This window comes from Actinomycetota bacterium (genome assembly GCA_040905475.1).
Lineage (GTDB): Bacteria > Actinomycetota > AC-67 > AC-67 > AC-67 > DATFGK01.
The window spans coordinates 1-17,716 of sequence record JBBDRM010000152.1 but is presented as its reverse complement, the minus strand read 5'-3'; the positions used below and the strand labels follow the sequence as shown (position 1 = coordinate 17,716).

At 66.5% G+C, this 17,716-nt stretch carries 16 protein-coding genes, 1 tRNA gene and 2 pseudogenes; 3 read left to right on the top strand and 16 right to left on the bottom strand.

The window, feature by feature from the left end:
- Position 1: 1 nt before the first annotated feature.
- The 7 genes and pseudogenes from WEB06_18765 to WEB06_18735 all read right to left on the bottom strand — a co-directional run bounded on the left by WEB06_18765 (position 2) and on the right by WEB06_18735 (position 6,086).
- Positions 2-76 (bottom strand) — tRNA-Gly (locus tag WEB06_18765).
- A gap of 37 nt (positions 77-113) precedes the next feature.
- Positions 114-548, bottom strand: coding sequence for a dUTP diphosphatase (gene dut, locus WEB06_18760; GenBank protein ID MEX2557658.1), 435 nt, complete (start codon positions 546-548; stop codon positions 114-116).
- The gene (locus tag WEB06_18755) at positions 545-1,225 is read right to left on the bottom strand and encodes a class I SAM-dependent methyltransferase (GenBank protein MEX2557657.1); all 681 of its coding nucleotides are present in this window, start codon (positions 1,223-1,225) and stop codon (positions 545-547) included. The genes dut and WEB06_18755 overlap by 4 nt, the downstream gene beginning before the upstream one ends.
- Positions 1,226-1,285: 60 nt before the next feature.
- Entirely contained in the window at positions 1,286-4,048 is a 2,763-nt protein-coding gene (locus WEB06_18750) for a vitamin B12-dependent ribonucleotide reductase (protein ID MEX2557656.1), read from the bottom strand.
- A 447-nt stretch (positions 4,049-4,495) separates the two neighbouring features.
- Positions 4,496-5,116: pseudogene (locus WEB06_18745) on the bottom strand (ribonucleoside-diphosphate reductase).
- Between the two features lie 77 nt (positions 5,117-5,193).
- Positions 5,194-5,676 (bottom strand): transcriptional regulator NrdR, encoded by a 483-nt coding sequence (gene nrdR / locus WEB06_18740; GenBank protein ID MEX2557655.1) that lies wholly within the window; start codon positions 5,674-5,676, stop codon positions 5,194-5,196.
- A gap of 149 nt (positions 5,677-5,825) precedes the next feature.
- Positions 5,826-6,086: a LysM peptidoglycan-binding domain-containing protein gene (locus WEB06_18735; protein MEX2557654.1), complete on the bottom strand. Its 261-nt coding sequence runs from the start codon at positions 6,084-6,086 to the stop codon at positions 5,826-5,828.
- 127 nt (positions 6,087-6,213) lie between these two features.
- Here WEB06_18735 and lexA point away from each other — a divergent pair, with 127 nt between their 5' ends.
- Both lexA and WEB06_18725 read left to right on the top strand, forming a co-directional pair.
- Positions 6,214-6,837: a transcriptional repressor LexA gene (gene lexA / locus WEB06_18730; GenBank protein ID MEX2557653.1), complete on the top strand. Its 624-nt coding sequence runs from the start codon at positions 6,214-6,216 to the stop codon at positions 6,835-6,837.
- A gap of 105 nt (positions 6,838-6,942) precedes the next feature.
- A complete protein-coding gene (locus WEB06_18725) occupies positions 6,943-7,818 on the top strand; it encodes a serine protease (GenBank protein ID MEX2557652.1) in 876 nt (291 codons plus the stop codon).
- 34 nt (positions 7,819-7,852) lie between these two features.
- On the opposite strand, the gene hflX is transcribed toward WEB06_18725, so the two are convergent.
- The 5 genes from hflX to miaB are packed head-to-tail and all read right to left on the bottom strand — an operon-like array spanning position 7,853 to position 13,534.
- Positions 7,853-9,196: a GTPase HflX gene (gene hflX / locus WEB06_18720; GenBank protein ID MEX2557651.1), complete on the bottom strand. Its 1,344-nt coding sequence runs from the start codon at positions 9,194-9,196 to the stop codon at positions 7,853-7,855.
- On the bottom strand, positions 9,193-10,347 hold the full coding sequence (locus tag WEB06_18715) for an LL-diaminopimelate aminotransferase (GenBank protein MEX2557650.1): 1,155 nt from the start codon (positions 10,345-10,347) through the stop codon (positions 9,193-9,195). Before WEB06_18715 ends, hflX begins: the two co-directional genes overlap by 4 nt.
- The gene (gene dapF / locus WEB06_18710; protein MEX2557649.1) at positions 10,344-11,231 is read right to left on the bottom strand and encodes a diaminopimelate epimerase; all 888 of its coding nucleotides are present in this window, start codon (positions 11,229-11,231) and stop codon (positions 10,344-10,346) included. The genes WEB06_18715 and dapF overlap by 4 nt, the downstream gene beginning before the upstream one ends.
- On the bottom strand, positions 11,232-12,224 hold the full coding sequence (gene miaA / locus WEB06_18705; protein ID MEX2557648.1) for a tRNA (adenosine(37)-N6)-dimethylallyltransferase MiaA: 993 nt from the start codon (positions 12,222-12,224) through the stop codon (positions 11,232-11,234).
- The gene (gene miaB, locus WEB06_18700) at positions 12,221-13,534 is read right to left on the bottom strand and encodes a tRNA (N6-isopentenyl adenosine(37)-C2)-methylthiotransferase MiaB (protein MEX2557647.1); all 1,314 of its coding nucleotides are present in this window, start codon (positions 13,532-13,534) and stop codon (positions 12,221-12,223) included. Before miaB ends, miaA begins: the two co-directional genes overlap by 4 nt.
- 38 nt (positions 13,535-13,572) lie before the next feature.
- On the opposite strand from miaB, the gene WEB06_18695 reads away from it, so the two are divergent.
- Positions 13,573-14,439 (top strand): fumarylacetoacetate hydrolase family protein, encoded by an 867-nt coding sequence (locus WEB06_18695; protein MEX2557646.1) that lies wholly within the window; start codon positions 13,573-13,575, stop codon positions 14,437-14,439.
- Positions 14,440-14,444: 5 nt separating this feature from the next.
- On the opposite strand, the gene WEB06_18690 is transcribed toward WEB06_18695, so the two are convergent.
- The 4 genes and pseudogenes from WEB06_18690 to WEB06_18675 form a co-directional block, all read right to left on the bottom strand.
- Positions 14,445-14,864, bottom strand: a complete 420-nt coding sequence (locus tag WEB06_18690) for a cyclic nucleotide-binding domain-containing protein (protein MEX2557645.1) — start codon at positions 14,862-14,864, stop codon at positions 14,445-14,447.
- 133 nt (positions 14,865-14,997) lie between these two features.
- Positions 14,998-15,255, bottom strand: a pseudogene (locus tag WEB06_18685) (stage V sporulation protein S).
- Positions 15,256-15,382: 127 nt separating this feature from the next.
- Positions 15,383-16,945, bottom strand: a complete 1,563-nt coding sequence (gene rny / locus WEB06_18680; protein MEX2557644.1) for a ribonuclease Y — start codon at positions 16,943-16,945, stop codon at positions 15,383-15,385.
- A 251-nt stretch (positions 16,946-17,196) separates the two neighbouring features.
- A partial coding sequence (locus WEB06_18675) for a regulatory protein RecX (GenBank protein MEX2557643.1) occupies positions 17,197-17,716 on the bottom strand: 520 nt, incomplete at its 5' end.

Here is a 17,716-nt window from a genome sequence, read left to right as displayed (position 1 = left end):
CTGGAGCGGGCGACCAGATTCGAACTGGCGACCCTCACCTTGGCAAGGTGATGCTCTACCACTGAGCCACGCCCGCGTGAGGAGGGATTCTATCAACCCCGGCGAGGCTGTCTCTACCGGCCCGTCGAGCCGAATCCTCCCGACCCGCGCTCCGACTCGGGGAGCTCCGAGACCTCGCGCAGCGTCGTCGCCGGGACCGGATACACCACGAGCTGGGCGATCTTGTCGCCCCGGTGGACTTCGAAGGGCTCCCGGGGGTCGAGGTTGATCGCGATGACCTTGATCTCTCCCCGATAGCCGGCGTCGATCAAGCCGGGGGCGTTCACCAGCCCGAGGCCGTGACGCGCGGCCAAGCCCGACTTCGGCTGAACGAGCCCGGCGAACCCGTCGGGGATCGCGACCGCCAGACCGGTCGGGATCAACGCCCGCTCCCCCGGCGCGAGCACCAGGTCCACGGCCGAGCGCAGGTCGAACCCGGCGTCGCCGGGATGCGCTCGCTCCGGCATGGGAAGCCCGTCGTCCAGCCGCTGAACGAGGATCTCGGTCACGACGTTGGCTTGAGGTAATGCGCCCGGAAGCGGCGGATCGGGGGATCGCGATCGTAGTCCATGTAATCCTCGAACCGATCGACCACGAGTCCTGCCCGCTCCAAGCCTCGAAGCTCCTCATGCGAGAGCGGCCACGGCGGCGGCCCTGCCGTCGGCTCGTCATCTTCCCGGCCGCGCGACACGATCAGTACCGAGCCGCCCGGCGCCGGCAGCGAAGCCACCGCCGCGATCGCGTTCCCTCGAATGGCTACGGGGAGCGGCTGCAAGGTGTACGCCTCGAACACGAAGTCGAACGCGCCCTCGAGCAAGTTTGGGAGCGCGAAGAGGTCTGCGTTTCGGTATTCAACCGACGAGTCGGGGAACCTGCGGCGTGCCCACGCGATGGCCGTCTCGGAGATGTCGAACGCGGTGACCTCGAACCCCCGTCGGGCGAGCTCCTCAGCGTCGTCTCCGAGACCGCACCCGACGACCACCGCCGTCGACCCCTTCGCCTCGGGGTGTTCACGGTCCAGCCACTCGACGAGCCAGCGGTTGGGCTTCTCGTCGGCCCAAGGGATGCGTGAGGGGTCGTCACCGGCGGCGCGATAGACCTCGTCGAACCAGCCCGTCGCGTCGCCTTGGGAGATCGACTCGACGGCGAGTCGGTCCACGACGTTCTCCTGATCCTCGGTGCTCATGGCGTTCCTTTGAGAGTGGTGGAGGGGAGCTTCCCCTCTCCCCCCCACCAACTCACATCTCTACGAGCAGCCGCTGGTCGATCCGCAGGACTCGCACACGAAGCACGAGCCCGCCGGTCGCATCTTGTTGCCGCAGTTGTAGCAATACGGCGCGTCGGCCAGGCTGATCTCGTTCGCGTCCGACGCTCTCGCCTCCGGCGCGGGCGTGATCTGGATCGGCGCAGGAGCCGCCGGTCCCGCAACCGAGGTCTCAGCAGCCGGGCTCTCTTCCGCAGCACCGTGACCGTTCCCATTCCCGTTGCCGTTCTCGCCCTTGACGAGCTCACGCCGCTCATCGCTCGACATGATCCCGAGACGCCGGCGGGTCGGCTCGTCGAGATAGTCGAGCGCGAGCCGGCGGAAGACGTAGTCCACGATGCTCGTCGCGAGCCGCACGTCGGGATCGTCGGTCATCCCCGCCGGCTCGAAGCGCATGTTCATGAACTTCGCCACGTAGGCGTCCAGCGGCACGCCGTACTGCAAGCCGAGCGACAGACTGATCGCGAAGGCGTCCATGATCCCCGACAGCGTCGAGCCCTGCTTCGACACCTTCAGGAAGATCTCGCCGAGCCCGTCGTCCGGGTACTCGCCGGCGGTCATGTACCCCTCGGTGTCGGCGACCCGGAACGAGACTGTGCGGCCCGGCCGGCTCTTGGGGAGACGCCGCCGCTGCGGATGCCCGGTCGCGATCACCGCGGGGTCCGCCGCTTTGGCCTTCTTGTCGGCCGACAGCGGCTGCGCGACCTTGCAGTTGTCGCGGTAGATCGCGAGCGCCTTGATCCCCAGCTTCCATCCCTCGAAGAGCAGGTTCTCGACCTCCTCGACCGTCGCCGACTCCGGCAGGTTCACGGTCTTGGAGATCGCGCCCGAGATGAACGGCTGCACCGCCGCCATCATGTTCACATGCCCCATGTAGTGGATCGGGTTCTGGCCCATCGCGCAGTCGAACACCGGGCGGTGCTCGTCCTTGAGATACGGGGCCCCGTCCACCGTGTTGTGCTCGTGGATGTGGGCGGTGATCTGCTCGACCTCGGTCGGCGAGTAGCCGAGCTTGGTGAGCGCCTTCGGCACGGTCTGGTTCACGATCCGCATCGAGCCGCCGCCGACGAGCTTCTTCGTCTTCACCAGGGCGAGATCCGGCTCGACGCCCGTGGTGTCGCAGTCCATCATCAGCCCGATCGTGCCCGTCGGAGCGAGCACGCTCGCCTGCGAGTTGCGGTACCCATGCTGCGCGCCGAGCACGATCGCCTCGTCCCAGGCCGTCTTGGCTGCGGTGAGCATCGCCTCCGGCACGAGGTCGCCGTCGATCCGATCCACGGCCGCCCGGTGCTTGCGCATCACGTTCAGCATCGGCTCACGGTTCGGCGCGAAGCCGTTGAACGGCCCCTGCTTCTCCGCGAACAGGGCGCTGTTCCGGTACGACCATCCGGTCATGATCGCGGTGATCGCGCCGGCCCACGCCCGTCCGACTTCGGAGTCGTACGGCAGACCGCGCGACATCAGCAAAGCGCCGAGGTTCGCGTAGCCGATCCCGAGCTCCCGAAAGTCGATCGCGTTCTTGCCGATCTTCTCCGTCGGGTAGCTCGAGTTGCCCACGAGGATCTCCTGAGCGAGGAAGATGACGTCGATCGCGTGCCGGAACGCCGCCACGTCGAAGTTCAGATCGGCGTCGACGAACTTCATCAGATTCAGGCTCGCGAGGTTGCAAGCCGAGTTGTCGAGGTGCATGTACTCCGAGCACGGGTTCGAGGCGTTGATGCGACCCGACGCCGGCGAGGTGTGCCAGTCGTTGATCGTCGTGTCGTACTGCATCCCGGGATCGGCGCACTCCCACGCCGCCTGAGCGATCTCACGCATCAGGTCGCGCGCACGAACCGTCTTGATCGGCTCGCCGCCGATCACGGCCCGGAGCGACCAGTCGCCGTCCTCCTCGAACGCCTTCATGAACTCGTCGGTCACCCGCACCGAGTTGTTCGCGTTCTGGTACTGGATCGAATAGGCGTCGCGGCCGTCGAGGTCCATGTCGAAGCCGCCGTCGCGCAGGACGCGAGCCTTGCGCTCCTCGAGCGCCTTGCACCAGATGAAGTCCTCGACGTCGGGGTGATCCGCGTTGAGGACGACCATCTTCGCCGCCCGGCGCGTCTTACCGCCGGACTTGATGGTTCCGGCGGAGGCGTCGGCCCCCCGCATGAATGAAACCGGGCCCGACGCCTCGCCACCGGACGACAGCTGCTCCTTGGAGGAGCGGATGTTGGACAGGTTGATCCCCGAGCCGGATCCGCCCTTGAAGATCGTGCCTTCCTCGACGTACCAGTTGAGGATCGAGCTCATCGTGTCGTCTACGGCGAGGATGAAGCAGTTATGGACGACAACGTTGTTGGAGAGGTACTCGCCACTCTCGGTCTGGATGTCGTAGACGTCCATTCCGCCGAGGGACTGGATGGAGACGATCTCCTCCTCACGGAGATCGGGGCAGCCCTTTCCGTCCATCCCAAGAGATATCTCGAGTTTGTCCAGCTTGTCCCAACCGATGAACCCGATCCGTTCTGCAAATCTGCGGCGCTCGCTCGCGTAGCTGATATCGATCTGCCATTGGTGCGACCGATCGTTTCGCTTCTCGAGCTTGAAGAAGCGTCGCGAGTAGATGCCCACTCGCAACAAGAGCAGATGGAGATCCTCGACCCACTTCTCGCTGATAACCGCGAAGCCGATCCGCGCCGAGCCTCCGCCGATCGAAACGAAGCCCTCGCTTTGGAAGACGCTGCGAAGATAGGCGCGAACCACCTCATTCGGCGCCGTCCACATCTGCCGGGGGACGCGGATATCGTGCCTCCGGGAAAGGAGCCCGTAACGTTCGACGAATGGACGTAGCACCTCGCCGTAAAGTCTGATCCGCCGCATCTCCGGGAGGCCGTCGACCGGACGGATCTTGCGATGTACTTCCGGGAAGACGACGTCGAGGTGCTCCTTCAGCCAGGCGTATTCTTCGGTGTTCGCAGTGATGAACTCGATGGTCAGGGAGCGGTTGGTTCCGGTCGTGTACTGGCCGACGAAGCCGTCGGCCTGAAGCCATCCGGCTAGCGCGGCTTCGGAGACGGCCTGCGGATCCGGGACGTCTGCCGCCTGCATCTTCCTGTGCGGCTGGAGCTGAAGTCGCATTCCTGGGCGTAGCGCGTCCACGCGCACCCAGGCCGGATCCGTTCGGCGTGCTTCCACGGCTCGCACGAGGTGATCGCCCGTCGCCTCGACGAAGGAACCGTTCCGGAGCGATACTCGGTATACCCGCTTGCGTCCGTTGCGCTTCGTCGCGACGATCTTCGTCACGCCGGTCGAATCCAGGACCTCCATACCGACCGCGTTGCGCTCCACGATCTCACCGATCGGAACGAAACCGCTCGGCGTGGAAACGAGAGCACCCCACGGTTGACAGGCGCTGCACTGCGGCTGCGCCTCGACGCCGACGTTGAACCAAACCGGGGAGTTGAACGCCGCCTTCTGCGTCACCAGGATGTGCTTGAGCTCGTGATTGAAGGTCTCTCGATCGGTTTCGGTCTTGAAGTAGCCGTCCTTCCATCCCCAGCTCGTGATCGTGTCGGCGACACGGTCGACGAGCTGACGGACGGAACGCTCACGCTGGGGGGTGCCGAGCGGACCACGGAAGTACTTCTGCGCCACGATGTTGGTCGCGTTCTGCGACCACGAGACGGGGAACTCGACCTCACGCTGCTCGAACGCGTTGCCGCCCTCCTTGAAGTTCGGGATGACCGCATCGCGGACGTCCCACTGGACGTCGTCGTACGGATGCACCCCGTCCTTCGTGAAGAAGCGCTTGACCGTCAGGCCCCCGGTCATCGCCTTCTCGGTCTTCGCCATACCGTTCGTCCTCCCCCCAACTCGCCTCGGCCCCACACCGAGGTCGCCCGACCTTGCTAGTCGCGCAGCCCCTGCTTCGGCGGCGTCCGCTTCAGCAGCAGGAGCCCAACCTCTTTCTCGAAATCCGTCAGCTCTTGGAAGTCCTTGTAGACCGACGCGAAGCGCACGTACGCCACCTCGTCGAGATCGCGGAGCTTGTCGAGGATCGCGAACCCGACCTCCGAGCTCGGGATCTCGTCGGAGCCCTGCCCGCGCAAGCTCTCCTCGATCTCGTCGGTGACCGCATCGATCTGTGCGACGGTCACCGGACGGTTCTTGCACGCCTTCACGAGTCCGGCGACGACCTTCTGACGGTCGAAGGGCTCGGACTCACCGGAGCGCTTGCTGATCCGGAGGCCGACCGTCTCGCCGCGCTCGAAGGTGGTGTACCGCCGCGTGCAAGTGAGGCACTCGCGCCGGCGCCGGATCGCTTGCCCACCCTCGGCCAGGCGCGAGTCGACGACTTTGTCTTCCAGCCCCTTACAGAAGGGACAACGCATCAAGCCGCCTTTCGAGGTGGTCGTACGAACCCGGCCCCACTTCTCCACCTTGTGGATAACGTTATCCACATGAATCCACAAGATGTAGTGGAATTACAACGATGAGGATACAACATAGGGGTCCTCAGTCAAGCACGGAAGGTGCCTCGCTAGCGTCGGGAGAGAACGAGCTCCTGACCAGGGATTATCCGTCCCCCGTCGAGCTCGTTGGAGCGGATGAGGCGGTCGACGACCTCGCGAGGATCGCGGTCTGGGTCGGCTTGTCGGGCGAGCTGCCAGAGGGTCTCCCCGGGCTGCACCACGTGGCTCCAGACGGGCTCAGACGGCCCAGATTGGCCGGCGACTACCGTGGTAGCCCCGACGCCCGTCAGGGCTGCCAGCAGCGCAAATGCCATCAGGAAGCGTCTCATCCGAACCTCTGTTCGAGACCCTATCGAACGACTGTTCGAGCTGTCAAGACCCGAACAGGTGTTTGATTCGAGGGTGCTTCCGTGTTAGGTTCCGCTCGATTTTCACGCTCTCTTAAGGGGGGACGGAATGGAGCAGCTGACCGAACGCCAGCGCCGGATCCTGGACTTCATCACCGAGACCCGCGACGAGCGCGGGTATCCGCCGTCCGTTCGGGAGATCGGCGACGCCGTCGGCCTGCACTCCCCCTCGAGCGTCCACGCTCAGCTGGCGACGCTCGCGCAGAAGGGCTACCTGACCAAGGATCCGACGAAGCCGCGCGCGATCCGTGTGCACGACGGGTCGACGCCGGCGAAGGCCGGAGTCTCGAGCGCGAACACGGTAGAGGTTCCGCTCGTCGGCCGGATCGCCGCCGGCGGTCCGATCCTCGCCGAGCAGAACGTGGAAGACACGATGGCGTTGCCGCGCGACCTCGTCGGTTCGGGCACGCTGTTCGCGTTGAAGGTGCGCGGGGATTCGATGATCAACGCGGGCATACTCGACGGCGACACCGTAATCGTTCGTCAGCAGCCTGAGGCGTCGGACGGCGAGATCGTCGCCGCGCTGGTAGGCGACGACGAGGCGACGGTAAAACGGCTCTCTCGCAAGGGCGGCAAGGTCCGGCTGCTCGCGGAGAACCCCGCCTACGATCCGATCGAGCCGGAAGAGGTCAGCGTGCTCGGGAAGGTCGTCGCGGTGCTGCGCCGGGTTTGATTAGACGGCTTGTCCGCTGTCCACAATGAGGTTGGAGGACTCCCCAGCGGCTTACGAGTCGCGTCGAACTCTAAACCATTAGGTCGTCTGCTCTTCGGAGAGAACTTGGTCGATCCGGAAGTTGTTAAGCGGATCCGCATCTCCACGTGTGCGGTTCACCGTCTTGCGGTCAAGCACGAGGACACCTTTGGTGGTTTGCCCGAAGGTGCCAAGGTGAATCGAATCTCGGGAGTCCGAGCGACCGCGTTCCTCGTCCGCCCAAAGGTTCTGGTCACCAACAGGCATGTAATAGAAGAGATCGCAGCTGAACATCTTCAGACCGGGAACCACGATCATTGGTATGTGGAATTCTTGTATCCCCAAGCGGGCGGGACGGGGTGGTCTCAGACCTTCCGCCGGATCGACTGGATCTTCGCGCTGAATTCCGGCGGAACGGGTCCTCTCGACGTTGGACTACTGACAGTTCGACTCAATCCCAACGATTCGGAGCCAGTCGAGCCGGTCAAACTGGGAAACTTGAACTCTGTGAGAGCTGGCGCTGAAGTCGCACTCGCCGGCTACCCTCTTGGCGACGAGCTACTGACCGGACCCAGCGTCACACGATTCGGTCCAGTCGTTCACGCCGGCATAATCTCGGCCGTGGCCCCGTACGACACCGTTGATCCTCGTAACATCACAACGTTCCTCACTGACATCAATACTGCACCGGGCATGAGCGGCTCACCGGTCTTCTTCCCCGACACGGGAGAGGTCGTTGGGTTGCACTATGCAGGAGTGCAAGGAACGCTCGGCTGCGCGGTCCCGGTCGATGAACTCCGGGTTTCCAGTTGGATTTCAGCGTTGGAACACGCCATCCAGAAGAAGGAACGATTTGGAACGTTCGCTGTCACAGGCGGCGGCGATGTATCTCCAATAATACAAGCTGTTAGCGCGTCAGCTCAGGAATCTCCATCAAGCGATTCCTCCTCGGACACAAACTGACCGCAGTCACAATCGGACGCCCGGACGTCATGGGTTAGAGCAATCTCGAGCGTTTTACTGGTGCGGGTAGCACGTAGTTCTCGAGCCGTCCCATCTGATCTTCGCGTAGGCGCGCACGCACCTTCGTGCCTTCCTCCAGGTACGCCTCGCCGAGCACCGCGCCGGCAGCGTGCAACGCCGCCACGACGTCGCCGCGGTCGTAGGGAACGAGCAGATCGACCTCGACCTCCGGGTGCGGGATCCGCTCGGCCACGCGCTCGAGCAGCCCCTCGGTCCCCTCCCCTGTCAACGCCGACAGGAACACCGCGTCCTGGAACCGACGCTTGAGCCGCGCGAGGTCGACCTCGCTGATCGCGTCGATCTTGTTCACCGCCACCACCTCCGGCACCGCCGCCGCCCCGATCTCGCCCAGCACGTCCCGAACCGCCAGGTACTGCCCCTCGGGATCCGCGTCGCTCCCGTCCACCAGGTGCAGCAGCAGGTCCGCGCGGATCGCTTCCTCGAGCGTCGACTTGAACGCCTCGACCAGCGTGTGGGGCAGCTTCCGTACGAAGCCCACCGTGTCCGTCAACACCGCCGGACGCCCGTCGGGGAGCACAAGCTTCCGCGTGGTTGGATCAAGCGTCGAGAACAGCTTGTCCTCCACCAGCACCCCGGCCTGCGTGAGCGTATTCAGCATCGTCGACTTCCCGGCGTTCGTGTAGCCCACCAGCGCGACCGACGATACCCGCGAACGCACCCGCTCCTGACGCTTCGTCGTGCGAGTCTTCTGGAGGTCCTCGATCTCGTCACGCAGTTTCGAGATCCGCTTCTTGATCCGCCGGCGGTCGACCTCGAGCTTCGTCTCACCCGGACCTCGCGTTCCGATCCCACCGCCGAGACGGCTCATCGACTCACCCCAGCCGCGGAGTCGCGGGAGCAGGTAGCTCAGCTGTGCCAGCTCGACCTGTGCCTTGCCCTCGGACGAGTGCGCATGCTGCGCGAAGATGTCGATGATCAGCGCGGTCCTATCGAGCACCTTGCACCCGAAGATCTCCTCCAGGTTGCGAAGCTGGCCCGGCGAGAGCTCCTCGTCCACGATCACCGTGTCGGCCTGCTCGCCGCGGACGACGTCGCGGATCTCCTGGGCCTTCCCCTTGCCTATGTACGTCGCCGGATCGGGAGTGTCGCGCCGGTGGAGCATGGAGTCGATCACCTCCGCGCCGGCGGTCTCGGTGAGCCGACGTAGCTCCTCCAGGGACGCCTCCGCGGCAGCGGCATCGCGCCCGCGCGAGAGCCCCACGAGCACGGCGCGCTCGAGACGAAGCGCCTGCAGCTCGGGAGGAAGCTCGGTTACGCGCCGGCGGCTGCCGGGGCGGGTGCGATCGGCCGGTGTCATCCGAGCGCTTTGCGGATCCGTTCCAGGCCTTCGACGAGCCGGTCGTCGTTCACGGTGAGCGATATCCGGATGTAGCCCTCCCCCGCTTCTCCGTATCCGCGCCCCGGCGGGACGACCACCCCGGCCTCCTCCAGCAGGAAAGTCGCGAACGACGAGGAGTCGTGGCCGTCGGGCACCGGGAGCCACACGTAGATCGATCCCTTGGGCGGCTGGAGCGACCACCCCATGTCGTTGAACGTCTCGACCACCAGATCGCGACGCTTCGCGTAGAGCGTGCGCAGGTCCACGAGGAAATCTTGCGGCCCTTCGAGCGCTGCGATGCCAGCGAGCTGGATCGCGTTGAAGATCCCCGAGTCGATGTTCGTCTTGACCCGCCCGAGCGCCTCGATCGCCACCGCCGATCCGACGACGAATCCGCAGCGCCATCCGGTCATGTTGTAGGTCTTCGACAGCGAGTGGAACTCGACGGCGACATCTTTCGAGCCGGGAACCTCGAGGACGCTCGGGGCGACGAAACCATCGTAGGTGATCTCCGAGTAGGCGTTGTCGTGGACGAGCAGGATCTCGTTCGAGCGCGCGAAGCCGACCGCCTGCGCGAAGTCATCGAGGGTCGCAACGGCGGCGGTCGGGTTGCAGGGGTAGTTCAGCCAGACGAGCTTGGTCCTCTCGGGAACATCGATCGCGTCCCACTCGGGCAGGAAGCCGTTCTCGGCTCGGAGCGCGAACGGCACACCTTTCCCACCGGCGAGGTGGGTGGCCACCTGATAGACGGGATAGCCCGGGTCGGGGACCAGCGTGACGTCGCCCGGATCCACGAACGCGACGGGGAGATGCGCGAGGCCCTCCTTCGAGCCGATGAGCGGCAGCACCTCTGTGTCGGGATCCAGATCGACGCCGAAGCGGCGCATGTACCAGGCCGCGACCGCGCGGCGGAAGTCCGCCATCCCGAAGTACGACGGGTACTGATGCGTGGCGGGATCTGCAGCCGCGACCTTGATCGCGTCGACGATATGCGACGGCGTCGGCGAGTCCGGATCCCCGACGCCGAAGCTGATCACGTCGACGCCGGCCGCGCGTTTCGCGGCGATCTTTCGGTCGATCTCCGCGAACAGGTATGGGGGAAGGGTCTCGATCCGCTTCGCGACCTTCACGCGACTCCCTTTCCGCTCGAGCTGCCGGCTGCGGTGGGCATCGCCCGCTCGAACCGCGGGGCGAGCTCGCCGCTGAAGACTTCGACCACGGGACCGGTCATGAGCACGGTCTCGTCGGTCCATTCGATCTCGAGCGGACCCCCCGGCATCCGCACGGTCACGTGCCTGCCGGTGAGCCCTCGGAGGCTCGCCGCCACGGCCACGGCGCACGCGCCGGTGCCGCAGGCCTGGGTCTCGCCGACACCACGTTCCCACACGCGCACGCGCACCTCGTCGGGAGAGATCACCTCGGTGAATTCGACGTTGGTCTTGGCGGGGAACGGCCTCGAGGTCTCGATCGCCGGGCCGTGGCGCTCGACCGGGATCGCGTCGAGCGACGGGACGAAGACGACGGCGTGCGGGTTGCCCATCGAGACGCACGCCGCCTCGTACCCGACCCCCTCGGCCGTGACCGGGACGTGCAACGGGTCGCCCGGGGCATCGACGGGGATGTCCGCAGCCGCGAGGATCGGCGCACCCATGTCGACGCGAACCCGGTCGACGAGCCCGTCGTCGTCGCGGTAGAGCTCGAGCCGCTTCACGCCGGCGCGTGTGTCCACACGAAGCGAGTCCGCGGTCGTGATCCCCCGGTCGGCGACGTACTTGCCGAGGCAGCGGACGCCGTTGCCGCACATCTCCGCCACCTCGCCGTCGGCGTTGTAGTAGTCCATGAAGAAGTCCGCGCCGGTCGCGCGAACGATCCGGATGAGCCCGTCGCCGCCGACGCCTTTGTGACGGTCGCAGATCGCCGCGACGAGCGAGGAAGGCAGGATGCCGAGCCGGTCGTCGAGGTCTTCGACCAGCACGAAGTCGTTGCCCGCGCCGTGCGATTTCACGAACTGCACCTAGGCTCCCACCATCCTTCTCGCGATCTCGTGCTCGTAGTATGCCCGGATTTGCTCCGTGGCGCGTTCGGTATCGGCGGCCTCGAACCAGCGTATCCTCGGGTCGGAGCGGAACCAGGACATCTGTCGCCGGGCGTAGCGGCGCGTGTTGCGCACGATCTGCTCGCGAGCCTCCTCGATGCTGATCGTGCCGTCGAGATGCGCGACGATCTCGGGATAGGCGATCGCCCTCGCCGCGGTCAGCGAGGACCGGAAGCCGCGGTCGAGCAAGCCGCGCACTTCGTCGACCAGCCCGGCCTCGAGCATCCGGTCGACCCGCAGGGCGACCCGCACGTCCAGCTCATCCGACGGCACCCGCATCCCCGCGGCGATCAGGTCGTAGCGGCTTTCGTACCGATCCCACGCGGTTCGGAAATCGCTGAATCGTTTCGACGTGAGCTCCATCACCTCGAGCGCCCGGACGACGCGGCGCACGTTCGCCGGATCGATCCGTTCGGCCGCGTCGGGGTCGTCGGCGCGCAGGCGAGCGACGAGGTCGGCGGGGTCGCCTCGCGCGATCGCGCTGCGGACGGCCGGGTCCGTCGGCGGGAACTCGAGGTCGTCGACGACGGCTCTGTAGTAGAGGCCGCTGCCGCCCACCAGCAGCGGCGTCCGTCCGCGGGCAAGGATCGCGTCGGCAGCCGCGCGCGCCGAGCCCTGGAACGCTGCGACCGAGAACCGCATCCCGGGGTCGGCGATGTCGATCATGTGGTGGGGGACGCGATGGCGCTCCTCGACCGTCGGCTTCGCGGTACCGACGTCCATGCCGCGGTAGATCTGCATCGAGTCGACGCTCACGATCTCGGCTCTGAGCACCGGCGCGACGGCGAGCGACACGCCGGTCTTCCCCGTGCCGGTCGCGCCGACGAGCGCGAGCACGACCGGCGGCCGGGCCGGGCGGTCCGTTCGCGGTTCGGTGGGCCGGGGGGCTTCGGCGGCCGGGGTGCCCGTCACGCGAGGACGCCGTCCAGATGATGCGGATGCGCTCCGGTGACGAGCGCGTCGACGAACATCCCTGCCACGAGGCCGTCCGCCGGGACGTGCACGATCTTGTTGGTACGGGTCCGCGCCGTCGCCCGTGAGGGATCCTTGCGAGAGCCCGGCTCCTCGATCAGGAGCTCGAAGCGCCGGCCGGTCTGCTCACGGTTGCGCTCGAGCGACAGCCGCTCGGTCGCGGCGACGAGACGCTCGAACCGTTCCTGCATCACATCCGCCGCGACCTCGTCGGAGAAGCCCGCCGCCATGGTGCCGTCGCGCTTCGAGTACCGGAACGTGTACGCGGAGTCGAAGCGGGCCCGCTCGACCGCGCGAAGCGTGTCCGCGAAATCTTCCTCGGTCTCGCCGGGGAAGCCGACGATGATGTCGGTGGATACCGCCACGTCCGGGACGGCGGCGCGGATCTTCTCGAGCCAGCCGAGGTACCGCTCGATGCGGTAGGAGCGCCGCATCCGCGCGAGCACACGGTCCGATCCCGACTGCAGCGGGAAGTGGATGTGTTCGCAGACCACGCTGCTCGACGCCATCGCGTCGATCACGTCGGGCGTGAAGTCGTGCGGGTGGGGGCTGGTGAATCGCACGCGGCGGAGTCCATCGATCTCGTCGAGCGAGCGCAGCAGGTCGGCGAACAGCGGTCGGCCCCCAAGGTCGCGCCCGTAGGTGTTCACGTTCTGGCCGAGCAACGTCACCTCGACCACGCCGTCGCCTGCGAGGCGGCGGACCTCGGAGAGCACGTCGTCCATGCGCCGGCTGACTTGCGGGCCGCGAACCAGCGGCACGATGCAGAACGTGCAGGCGTTGTCGCAGCCGACGCTCACCGACACCCATCCGTGGAACGGTTGCTCGCGCCGCGAAGGCAGCGCGCTCGGGAAAACCTCGGTGTGCTCGCGGAACTCGAACGCCGGAACCCCCGTGCGCTCGCGCCGATCGAGCAGGGCCGGAAGCTCGCCCACGGCGAACGTGCCGAATGCGACGTCCACCCACGGAGCCCGCTCGAGCACGGTTCGCTTGTCCTTCTGGACTCCGCAGCCGCCGACCGCGATGCGCAGCTCCGGACGGCGGCGCTTGGCGGCCTTGAGGTGCCCGAGCGTGCCGTACAGGCGCTCGTCGGCGTTCTCGCGGATCGCGCAGGTGTTGAGGACGACGAGGTCCGCCGCTTCGGGTTCCGGGGCGCGCGTGTAGCCCTCCGACTCGAGCAGACCGGCGATGCGCTCGGAGTCGTGCTCGTTCATCTGGCAGCCGAACGTGCGGATGAAATAGGTGGGCATCGTCTTCATCGTACCGGGCTGCGGTTACGATGCGACGCGTGCGGATCGTCACGTTCCTCGGCCCGGACGGCCCACGGCCCGGGGCCCTCGTCGGCTCTATCGAGGAGAGCCGCGTGGTCGACCTCTCAACGCTCGCACCCACCGTCGAGGCCCTGATCGAGGCGGGGCCGGGATCCTGGGACGCAGCGCGTGTCCGATCGGTCGAAGGGAAGGACCAGCCGCTCGGGCGCCTCCTCGCGCCGCTGCGGCCGGCGAGCCTCCGCGATTTCCTCGCTTTCGAGGACCACGCCAAAGGCGGGGCTCGGCGTCGGAACGAGGAGCTCAACCCGGCGTGGTACTCCTCGCCCGTCTACTACAAGGGCAATCACCGGTCGATCGTCGGCCCCGACGCCGACGTCCGTTGGCCGTCGTTCAGCGAACGGCTCGACTTCGAGCTCGAGCTGGCGTGCGTCCTCGGATCGCTCGAGAAGGACCTGGCGGAAGACGAGGCCGGGCGCGTGATCTTCGGCTACACGATCATGAACGACTGGTCCGCCCGCGACGTTCAGCGGGCTGAGATGGCGATGCGACTCGGGCCGTCGAAGTCCAAGGACTTCGCGACCTCGCTCGGCCCGTGCATCGTCACCGCGGACGAGTTCGACCCCCGGTCGGCGCACCGGATGATCGCGCGCGTCAACGGCGAGGTGTGGTGCCGGGCGTCGACGGCGGACATGCACTGGACGTTCCCGAAGATGATCGCCCACGTCTCACGCGACGAGTCCGTCTGGCCGGCCGACGTCTACGGCTCGGGAACGCCGTTCGGTGGATGCGGCTTGGATCTGGACCGCTGGGTTCAGCCCGGCGACGTCGTCGAGCTCGAGATCGAAGGCATCGGCGTGCTGAGGAACCGAATCGTTCGCGAGTGAAAGCGTCAGTGCGTATGCGATCTGCGCTCGTTGCGCAGCCGGCCGCATATCGCGACCAGCAGCTTTCGCGCGATCGTCGGGTTGCGATCCAGCATCGGAAGGAACTCCCACGATACGAGCGAGAGCGTCTTGAGGGGTGTGTTCGCCACAACCGTCGCGGTGCGCGGCCCTCGGTCGATCAAGGACAGCTCGCCGAAGAAGTCGCCCGGGCCGAGGGTGGCGATCGTTCGCTTCCCCGCGAGAACCTTGGCCCTGCCACTCAGGATGAGATGGAAGCCGACCCCCGTTTCCCCTTCGGTGACGATCACGTCGCCCACCGAGAACTCGCCCTCGCGGGCCTGCCTGTGGACCTGGGTCAGCTCTTTCTGCGACAGGCCTTCGAACAAGCCGACGGAACCGAGCAACTGCAGCGAGGTCTTGGGCATCGGGCTCTCCTCGTGCGGCGAACGGCGAGAATCATAGAGGAGGGTCGGTGTCCTCGGCCGTCTCCGGTGCCGGGTCGCCGGGTTCCGTGGCTTCCGCGGTGACCAGGACCGGTTTCGGGTGCGGGCCCCCAGCGCGGTCCTCGACCCGGATCCGGATGGCCGTCCGGCCTTCGCCGTTGATCTCGATGTCCTGGAAACCGGGGATGCAGATCGGGTCGATGCCCTCGCCGGCCACATAGGACCGTGCGATGGCGATCGCTTTGACGGCTTGGTTCAACGCCGCGGCCCCGATGATCTGGACGTCGACCTCACCGCGCTCCCGAAGGACTCCCGCGATGGCTCCGGCAACCGACTTCGGGTTGGACCAGGCCGACACCCTCAATAGATCCATATGCTCGACCGGCAGGTGCCGGCTCCATCGGCCATTGAATCGTCGGCTCGATTCAAGACCCATTGGCGAGGGAAATCAAACTAACCCGACCAAACGGACGTCAATTCGCCCGCGGGAGCGAAAGGGCTTACTTCGCGTATTCGGTAGCCCGGATCTCGCGAACGACGGTGATCCGGATCTGTCCGGGGTACTGCAGTTCCTCCTCGATCCGTTTGGCGATGTCCCTGGCAAGTACCTGACAGGCGAGGTCGTCGAGGTCGTCGGGCTTCACCATCACGCGCACCTCGCGGCCGGCTTGCATCGCGAAGACCTTCTCTACGCCCGGATACGAGGTCGCGATCTCCTCGAGCTTCTCGAGGCGCTTGACGTAGGTCTCCAGCGTCTCGCGGCGCGCGCCGGGACGTCCGCCCGAGATCTGGTCGGCGGTCTGCGACAGCACCGCCTCCAGCGTCCGTTGCTCGACCTCACCATGATGGGACTCGATCGCGTGGACGACCTCCGGCGATTCCTTGAGGCGGCGCGCGAGCTCGGCCCCGATGAGCGCGTGCGACCCTTCCACCTCGTGCGTCACCGCCTTGCCGATGTCGTGGAACAGCGCGCAACGCTTCACGAGCTTCACCTGATCCGGCGGCAGCCCCAGCTCGGCGGCCATCGAGCCGGCGATGTGGGCGCTCTCGACGAGATGCTTCAGCACGTTCTGCCCGTACGACGTCCGGTACTGCAGGCGGCCGAGCACACGGATCATCTCCGGGTGGACGTCGGTCATACCGACGTCGAGGACGGCTTCCTCTCCCGCCTTTCGGATCTCGACCTCGACCTCGCCCTTGGAGCGCTCGTGCATCTCCTCGATCCGCGCGGGATGGATGCGGCCGTCGGCGACGAGCTTCTCGAGCGTGAGCCGCCCGATCTCGCGACGAACCGGATCGAAGCACGAAAGCAGGACGGCTTCGGGGGTGTCGTCGATGATGATGTTGACCCCGGTCGTGGCCTCGAACGCGCGGATGTTGCGGCCCTCCCGGCCGATGATGCGCCCTTTCATGTCGTCGGAAGGCAGCGCGATCGTCGTGACCGTCGATTCGGCCGTTTGCTCTGAGGCGAGTCGCTGGATCGCGAGCGTGATGATGCGACGGGCGCGCCCTTCGGCTTCCTCGCGAGCCTTCGTCTCGAGTTCTCGGACGGTGGACATGGCGTCGCGCTTGGCCTCGTCTTCGATGCGCTTCATGAGCGCCGACTTCGCTTCCGCAGCCGTCATGCCGGCGACCCGCTCGAGTTGCTTGCGGATGTCCTCGACGCTGCGGTCGACCTCGCCGCGAGCCTGCGCGAGCGATTCCTCTTTGGCGCTGAACTCGCGAGCCTGGCGCTCGAACTCCCGGTCCTTGTCCTCGAGCTGCTTCTGACGCTGGTCGACCCGCTCTTCCCGACGGTCGATCTCCGCGCGCCGGGGCTTGATCTCTTCCTCGAACGCCTGCCGAAGGCTCAGGATCTCGTCCTTGGCCTCGACGACGGCTTCGCGGCGCCGGGTCTCGGCGTCTCGTTCGGCGTCGGCCAGCATGGCAACGGCTTTCGCCTCGAGGGTGCCGGCCCGGCCGACCGAGCCTTGGTGCCGGATGAAGTACCCCGCGACGGCACCTGCCGCGAGTCCGATGATTATTCCGATCACGATGGACATCGCGCTCAACGCTCCTTCCATGAGCGCGCCCGTACGGCCCGGCGCACCCACGATTCAAGGGTTAGATGCGTATGCCTCGGAAGAGGCGCGGAGCCCCGGAGAAGGAGCGATGGTAAGGACGAGCCGGACGGCTCTTAGGCCGCCCGTTTCAGGATGTTCGTTCCCTCACTCGTCGTATCCCTGCCATTGGTCGGATATCAGCAGTCGCTCTCACTTGGAGTTCACACGTCACAACCGAGCATGTTCATGTTAGGGCCCGGCTGGAAAGGGGGTCAAGAGATCGGGAAATCCCTGGGAGGTTCGTCCCCGCCCGAAACGGCATCGGCGGCCATCCGGAAGCAGATCTCGGCCGGGTACCCCCTCCGAGCGAGGTAGGCGGCGATCCGGCGCTTCCGGACCTCGGGCGGCAGGCTGTCGGATACTCGGCGGGCCCGGGCGAAGGCAAGCTCCCTGGCTCGCGCCTCCTCGTCCTCCGGCCGCTCGGCGGCGGCCTCAGAGGCCAGCCGCCGGTCCACTCCCCGGCGTTGAAGCTGCGACTGGAGGGCCGAAGAGGCCAGCCCTCTGCTTCGGTGGGCCTCGGCGGCGAAAACCTCGGCGAAGCGCTCGTCGCTCTGCAGACCGGCTTCGGCGAGGCGGTCGAGGACGCCCTCGATCGTGTCGGCGTCGTAGCCCTTCGCCCGGAGCCGGGTCTTCAGCTCGCTCCTGGTCCGCTCCCGGTGCGAGAGCAGTCGGAGCGCGATCGCGTGTGCCTGCTCGGCCCGCTCGGCCGGTAGAAGCTCGGACGGGGAGGGA

Bases quoted from the DNA above. Each gene is read 5' to 3' on its own strand.
- WEB06_18755 (MEX2557657.1), bottom strand. From the start codon at position 1,225: ATGAGCACCGAGGATCAGGAGAACGTCGTGGACCGACTCGCCGTCGAG.
- nrdR (MEX2557655.1), bottom strand. From the start codon at position 5,676: ATGCGTTGTCCCTTCTGTAAGGGGCTGGAAGACAAAGTCGTCGACTCG.
- WEB06_18735 (MEX2557654.1), bottom strand. From the start codon at position 6,086: ATGAGACGCTTCCTGATGGCATTTGCGCTGCTGGCAGCCCTGACGGGC.
- lexA (MEX2557653.1), top strand. From the start codon at position 6,214: ATGGAGCAGCTGACCGAACGCCAGCGCCGGATCCTGGACTTCATCACC.
- hflX (MEX2557651.1), bottom strand. From the start codon at position 9,196: ATGACACCGGCCGATCGCACCCGCCCCGGCAGCCGCCGGCGCGTAACC.
- miaB (MEX2557647.1), bottom strand. From the start codon at position 13,534: ATGCCCACCTATTTCATCCGCACGTTCGGCTGCCAGATGAACGAGCAC.
- WEB06_18690 (MEX2557645.1), bottom strand. From the start codon at position 14,864: ATGCCCAAGACCTCGCTGCAGTTGCTCGGTTCCGTCGGCTTGTTCGAA.
- rny (MEX2557644.1), bottom strand. From the start codon at position 16,945: ATGGAAGGAGCGTTGAGCGCGATGTCCATCGTGATCGGAATAATCATC.